Source organism: Ilyobacter sp. (assembly GCF_041583315.1).
Taxonomy (GTDB): Bacteria; Fusobacteriota; Fusobacteriia; order Fusobacteriales; family Fusobacteriaceae; genus Ilyobacter.
In genome coordinates, this window is record NZ_JBFHGC010000144.1 from 1 (window position 1) to 5,606 (window position 5,606).

6 protein-coding genes are annotated in these 5,606 nt (G+C 34.1%); all 6 read left to right on the forward strand.

Annotated elements, in window-relative coordinates:
* Positions 1–205 precede the first annotated feature (205 nt).
* Entirely contained in the window at positions 206–922 is a 717-nt protein-coding gene (locus tag ABZA26_RS06450; protein ID WP_372713699.1) for a hypothetical protein, read from the forward strand.
* Positions 923–996: 74 nt separating this feature from the next.
* A complete protein-coding gene (locus tag ABZA26_RS06455) occupies positions 997–1,830 on the forward strand; it encodes a transketolase (RefSeq protein ID WP_372713700.1) in 834 nt (277 codons plus the stop codon).
* A gap of 30 nt (positions 1,831–1,860) precedes the next feature.
* Positions 1,861–2,790: a transketolase family protein gene (locus tag ABZA26_RS06460; protein WP_372713701.1), complete on the forward strand. Its 930-nt coding sequence runs from the start codon at positions 1,861–1,863 to the stop codon at positions 2,788–2,790.
* A gap of 293 nt (positions 2,791–3,083) precedes the next feature.
* Positions 3,084–3,722, forward strand: a complete 639-nt coding sequence (locus ABZA26_RS06465; protein ID WP_372713702.1) for an ATP-binding cassette domain-containing protein — start codon at positions 3,084–3,086, stop codon at positions 3,720–3,722.
* Positions 3,715–4,587, forward strand: coding sequence for a cell division protein FtsX (locus ABZA26_RS06470; RefSeq protein ID WP_372713704.1), 873 nt, complete (start codon positions 3,715–3,717; stop codon positions 4,585–4,587). Before ABZA26_RS06465 ends, ABZA26_RS06470 begins: the two co-directional genes overlap by 8 nt.
* Positions 4,584–5,606: murein hydrolase activator EnvC (locus ABZA26_RS06475; RefSeq protein ID WP_372713705.1), on the forward strand; the 1,023-nt coding region annotated here is incomplete at its 3' end. The genes ABZA26_RS06470 and ABZA26_RS06475, both read left to right, overlap by 4 nt.

Sequence of the window (5,606 nt, forward strand, 5' to 3'; positions counted from 1 at the left end):
CAGGGGGATAGTAAAGAACCTATGTTATGAATAGAAGGGACTAAGATTCAAAATTAGTGTACACTGAATTTTGGAAAGGTAATATAAAGTTATTCCAGAAGGAAATAAGGTAATTATTTATAATATTTAGTAGCCATAGATTGGAATAAGTGATATAATGTACCCGAAATAAATTTTCCATAAAAAAGTGAAAGTATTTTAAAAAGTGTACACTGTTTTAGTTGGTGACTTTTATTTTTTAATTGAACTGCAGATAAACGTACCTATAACTTTCAATAGATGTTATAATACCCCTATAATTTTAAAAGATAGGAGGGGAAGGGAAATCTTTAAATTTTCAATTGATGAAATTAGTTTTACTGGAGTCCTTATATCATTTGCAGCTTTTCTTTTGGGAATAAAATTTCCAGACTGGGACCTCAAATTAAAATTAAAACACAGAAGTCTAATTACTCACAGTCCTTTTGTCATGATATTTTTTTATAAAATTTTTAAAGCAGAAAGCAGCAAGGAGTTCAGATTTTTTATAATGGGCTTTTCCATGGCTCTGGCTCTTCATTTTATATTTGATTTATTCCCAAAGGGATGGTTTGGAGGAGCGCTTTTAAAAGTTCCTTTTATAAATAAAACTCTTTCACCAGGATGGAGTATAGTTTCACTTTTGACTTCGACGATTATCTGTATGGTTACAGCGATAAGTTATACAAAAAATTTTACTGAATTTATATTTTTGTTTTTTTTAGGATTATGTTCACTGATTTTTAATATAAAAAAAGAAAAAAAGGCTATAAGACCTCTTGCATCCTTTGGAATAATTTATATCGTAATGGGGTCAGTAAAGTATGAGATGCTTTTTAGATACTTTGCAAAAGTGGTGCTGGTTTTGCAAAGAGTTGTTTTAGAAGTTGTGACAGCTCTATAAACTTTGTTTTGTTGACAATACTAAGTTAAATTTAATATACTTACTAAGAAAGTTAAAATTGAAAGGAGATGGAAATGGCAGATATTAAACTCTTAAAAGAAAAATCAACACAAGTTAGAAAAGATATCGTTCAGATGATTTGTAAATCAAAATCTGGGCATCCGGGGGGGTCTCTCTCTGCGGCAGATATAGTTACAACACTTTATTTTTCTGAGATGAATGTGGATCCTAAAAATCCAAAAATGGAAGGTAGAGACAGATTTGTTCTTTCTAAAGGTCACGCTGCACCTGTTCTTTATGCAGTTCTGGCTGAAAAAGGTTATTTTGACAGAGAGCTTTTGGGAACTCTGAGACAATACGGTTCGATACTACAAGGACATCCTGATATGAAAAAAGTACCGGGAATAGAAATATCTACAGGTTCACTTGGTCAGGGCCTTTCAGTAGCAAACGGAATGGCATTGTCTGCTAAAATTTCTGGTGAAGAGTATAGAACTTATATTCTGATGGGAGACGGAGAATTACAAGAAGGGCAAGTATGGGAAGCTGCAATGACTTCGGCTCACTACAAGCTTGACAACGTATGTGCTTTTATTGATTACAACAACCTTCAAATAGATGGTAATGTAGACGAGATAATGGGTGTAGCTCCTCTTGATAAAAAATGGGAGTCTTTCGGATGGAATGTAATCCTGATCGACGGACACAACTTCCAAGAGATATTAGATGCTCTTGAAAAAGCCAAAGAGTGCAAAGGTAAACCTACAGTTATAATTGCAGAAACTACAAAAGGTAAGGGTGTATCTTTCATGGAAAATGTATGCGGATTCCATGGAGTAGCTCCTACAGACGAAGAAACTGAAATAGCTGTAAAAGAACTGGAAAAAGTAGAGAAAATTCTGGATTAATCATAAATTATAAATTGGAGGTTTGAACAGATGGCAAAAAAATCTACAAGAAAAGCTTATGGAGAAGCTCTTGTTGAACTTGGAAAAATAAATGAAAATGTTGTTGTTTTAGATGCAGATCTTTCTAAATCTACTCAGACTGCAATGTTTCAAAAAGAATTCCCAAAAAGACATATCAATGTGGGAATAGCAGAAGCTGATTTGATCGGTACAGCTGCAGGTATGGCTACTTGCGGAAAGATACCATTTGCTTCTACATTTGCAATGTTTGCAGCTGGAAGAGCATTTGAACAGATCAGAAACACAGTGGCGTATCCAAAGCTAAACGTTAAAATAGCTCCGACTCATGCTGGAATATCAGTAGGAGAGGACGGAGGATCTCATCAGTCTGTAGAGGATATAGCCCTTATGAGAGCCATCCCTGGAATGGTAGTTCTTTCACCTGCTGATGCAGTGGAAACAAGAAAGATGGTTCATGCAGCTGTAGATTATGAAGGACCTGTATACCTAAGACTTGGAAGATTAGATGTACCTGTTCTTTTTGATGAAGAAACTTATGATTTTCAAATAGGTGTAATAAACACAGCAAAAGAAGGTGCCGATGTAACAGTGGCAGCTACAGGAATACTAGTGGCTGAAGCTATGAGAGCTGCTGAAATATTAGCAGAAGAGGGAGTTTCAGTAAGAGTTTTGAATGTAGGAACAATAAAACCTCTAGACGGAGAGGCTATACTAAAAGCAGCTCAAGAAACTAAATTTATAGTTACTGCTGAAGAGCACTCTGTAATAGGCGGATTAGGTTCTGCAATTTCTGAGTTTCTTTCAGAAGTACATCCTACAAAGGTAAAAAAAGTAGGAATTTACGACAAGTTTGGACAGAGTGGAAAGGGAGCCGAACTTCTTGTGAAGTACGAACTTACCGCTGAAAAAATAGTGTCAGTAATAAAAGAAAATTTATAGGAATATAGAGGCGGAATTTAGTCCGCCTCTATATTTATTTTAAATGAGACTTTTCCTAAGTCAGTTAAATTAACGAGTTTTTTAGATTATGATTCTTCCCACCAGATAGGAGGAATAGAGTAACTATAAATTCAATAATTCAGTTAAACTCAATACCGATTTTCAGAAAAATTGAAAAATGCTTTCCAGATTAGATGGGAAAGTTTTTCTTTTTTTGATATACTATAAATATCGATATAGAATAAATATTAGAAAAAAATGTGACATGTCAAAAAGCTGTGGAGGTTTTTATCTTGGTTAAATTTGTAAATGTAAATTTAAATGGAAAAACTGAAGTTAATCTAGAATTAAATAAAGGTGAATTCTATTATCTTTCCTATGAAAAGGAAAATGATAAAAATTTATTTTTACAAATGCTGACTAAAGTAGCTCTTCCTAAGAAGGGAACCATCATAATGGGAGGAGAAGATTTTACAGCTTCTTCCAAGTCAGGGTATAAAATCATAATGAGAAAATTGGGAATAACTTATAAGGACTACAAATTTATAAGTTATAAAACTATCTTTGGAAATTTGAAATATTATCTGTATTTAAGGGGATACACCGATGAAGAATCCACAGAGCTATCATTAGAGGCTTTGGAATTTTTTAGTCTTCTCCATAAAAAAGATGATTTTATAGAAAATCTTACGCAGGAGGAGATGCACTATTTTAGCCTTGCAAGGGCGCTGTCTACAGAGCCTTCTTATATTGTAATGGAGGAATTCCACAAAGGGCTGGATGAAACAAATTTAAAAAAAGTATTTTTACTGCTAGAGGAACTTTGTAAAAACGGATTGGGTATAATGTATATTACCAATGACAGTACTATTTTGGAGAAATATCCAAAAGACTTAAATATGCTTGGAGAGGGTGTTATTAAAAATGTTTAACTGGGTAAAAGTGTTTTTTAATGAATTAGATGAAATTATAGATAGAGACTTTAGATGTTATAGAATGAATTTTTTTACACTTATTTCTGCTTTTATAGTTTTAAATGCAGTGGGGGGAGTTCTTTTGAACCTCCATCAGAATACTGAAAATCTGAAAGACAACTACAAAGTAAGGATATACCTGAAGGGGAATCCAGATGAAAAATCACTTAATAATTTTGAGGGGAAACTTCTGGGAATGCCAGAGGTTGTACATCTGAAATACGAGTCTAAAGAGGTGGAACTGAGAGAATTGGAAGATGACCTGGGAATAAGGCTTCCTAAAGGAAACAATCCCCTTTCTGACAGTATATCTCTCACGTTTGACGGCTACGACAAACTGGAGCTTTTGAGACAGAATTTAGACAAGGAAGACAGCTTTATAAAAGAAGTATACGTAGACAGCGATCAGCTGGAAAACCTGAATAAGAGAATAGCTAAAAACAAAACAGTCATTAAGTATTTTTTTATGGGAGCTTTTTTGCCTATTATCCTTATAATATTTGGTCTTCTACACACTAATATAGTGAAGCACAGCAGGGATATAAGTGCAAAAGTTTATATAGGAGAAAATAAAAAGAATGTGCTTAAACCTTATTATTTTATAAGTGACGCTGTGTTTATAGGATCTGCCCTTACAGGGACACTGATATTTTTAAATATCTATGAGGTCTTCAGAAGAGACTTTATCAACTATGACAGAGATTACATACTGAGTAGTACAGAGCAGATGCTTGTCCTAGCTGCTGTGACTACCTTTGCAATTATTCTTGTATTTCCGTTTATTTCCCGGAAAATATTCCGAATCAAGGGTGATAAACAGTGAAGAGATGGGTAGTTTTTTTCTTTCTAGTCACATCATTTTCATATGGAGATCAGCTGTCTGATATGAAAAAAAAGGTGGGAGACATAGAGAAGGGAATAAAAAAAAGCAGCAAAGAGATAACAGTAATAGGACAAAACAGAGAACTTATAAAAAAACAGATAAAAGACCTGGAGAGTGAACTGAAAAAGATTGAGACTGACAAGAGAGAACTCATAGTAAAAATATCAACCTTGTCAAAAAAAATAGAATACAGTAAAAGTAATCTGAATTTCAGTACAAAAGAACTAAAAATAAGAACCAAGGAATATAACGCAAAACTAGAGGCCTGGAATAGGGTGAAAAAAAATAAAGACCAGAAAAATTATGTACAGAGCAATAAGAGGAATTTCAAAGAGCTCTTATATTCTGACCTTGAAGCTCTAGAGCATATAAGGGTAGTACAAAAAGACATTGATCTGGTAAAAAATGATATAGAGATGGACAGGAGAGAACAAACCCGTCTCAAAAACGTACTTGCAGAAAAAGAGAATCAGGGAGAGCGAAAAAAAATAGAAAAAGATTCTCTTATTGCACAGCTAAACAAGGAAGAGATATATCATAAGAAAAATATTACAACTCTGAAAACCAAGAAAAAAAGTATAGAAAAAGAGATAGAGAAAATAATAATAGAGAGAGCAAGACAGGTAAAAAATGTAGATATTTCAACTGCAAAATCCAGAATAGGAAAGATGAAAAAACCTCTGGAAGGCAGCTATGCAGTTACCTTTGGACAGAAAAAGCAAGGGAATGTAATAAGCAGTGGTATAGAAATAGCTTCTAGTCTGGGAACTAAAGTGGATGCAGCAGCAGCAGGAAAAGTAATATATGCAGGAAAGTTTCAGGGTCTGGGAAAAGTTGTAATGATTGATTACGGGTATAATATGATAGGAATATACGGAAATCTCATAAGCCATTATGTGCAGGTGGGAGACATAGTACGGGCAGGACAAGATGTAGGTATACTGGGGATGTCCACAGAC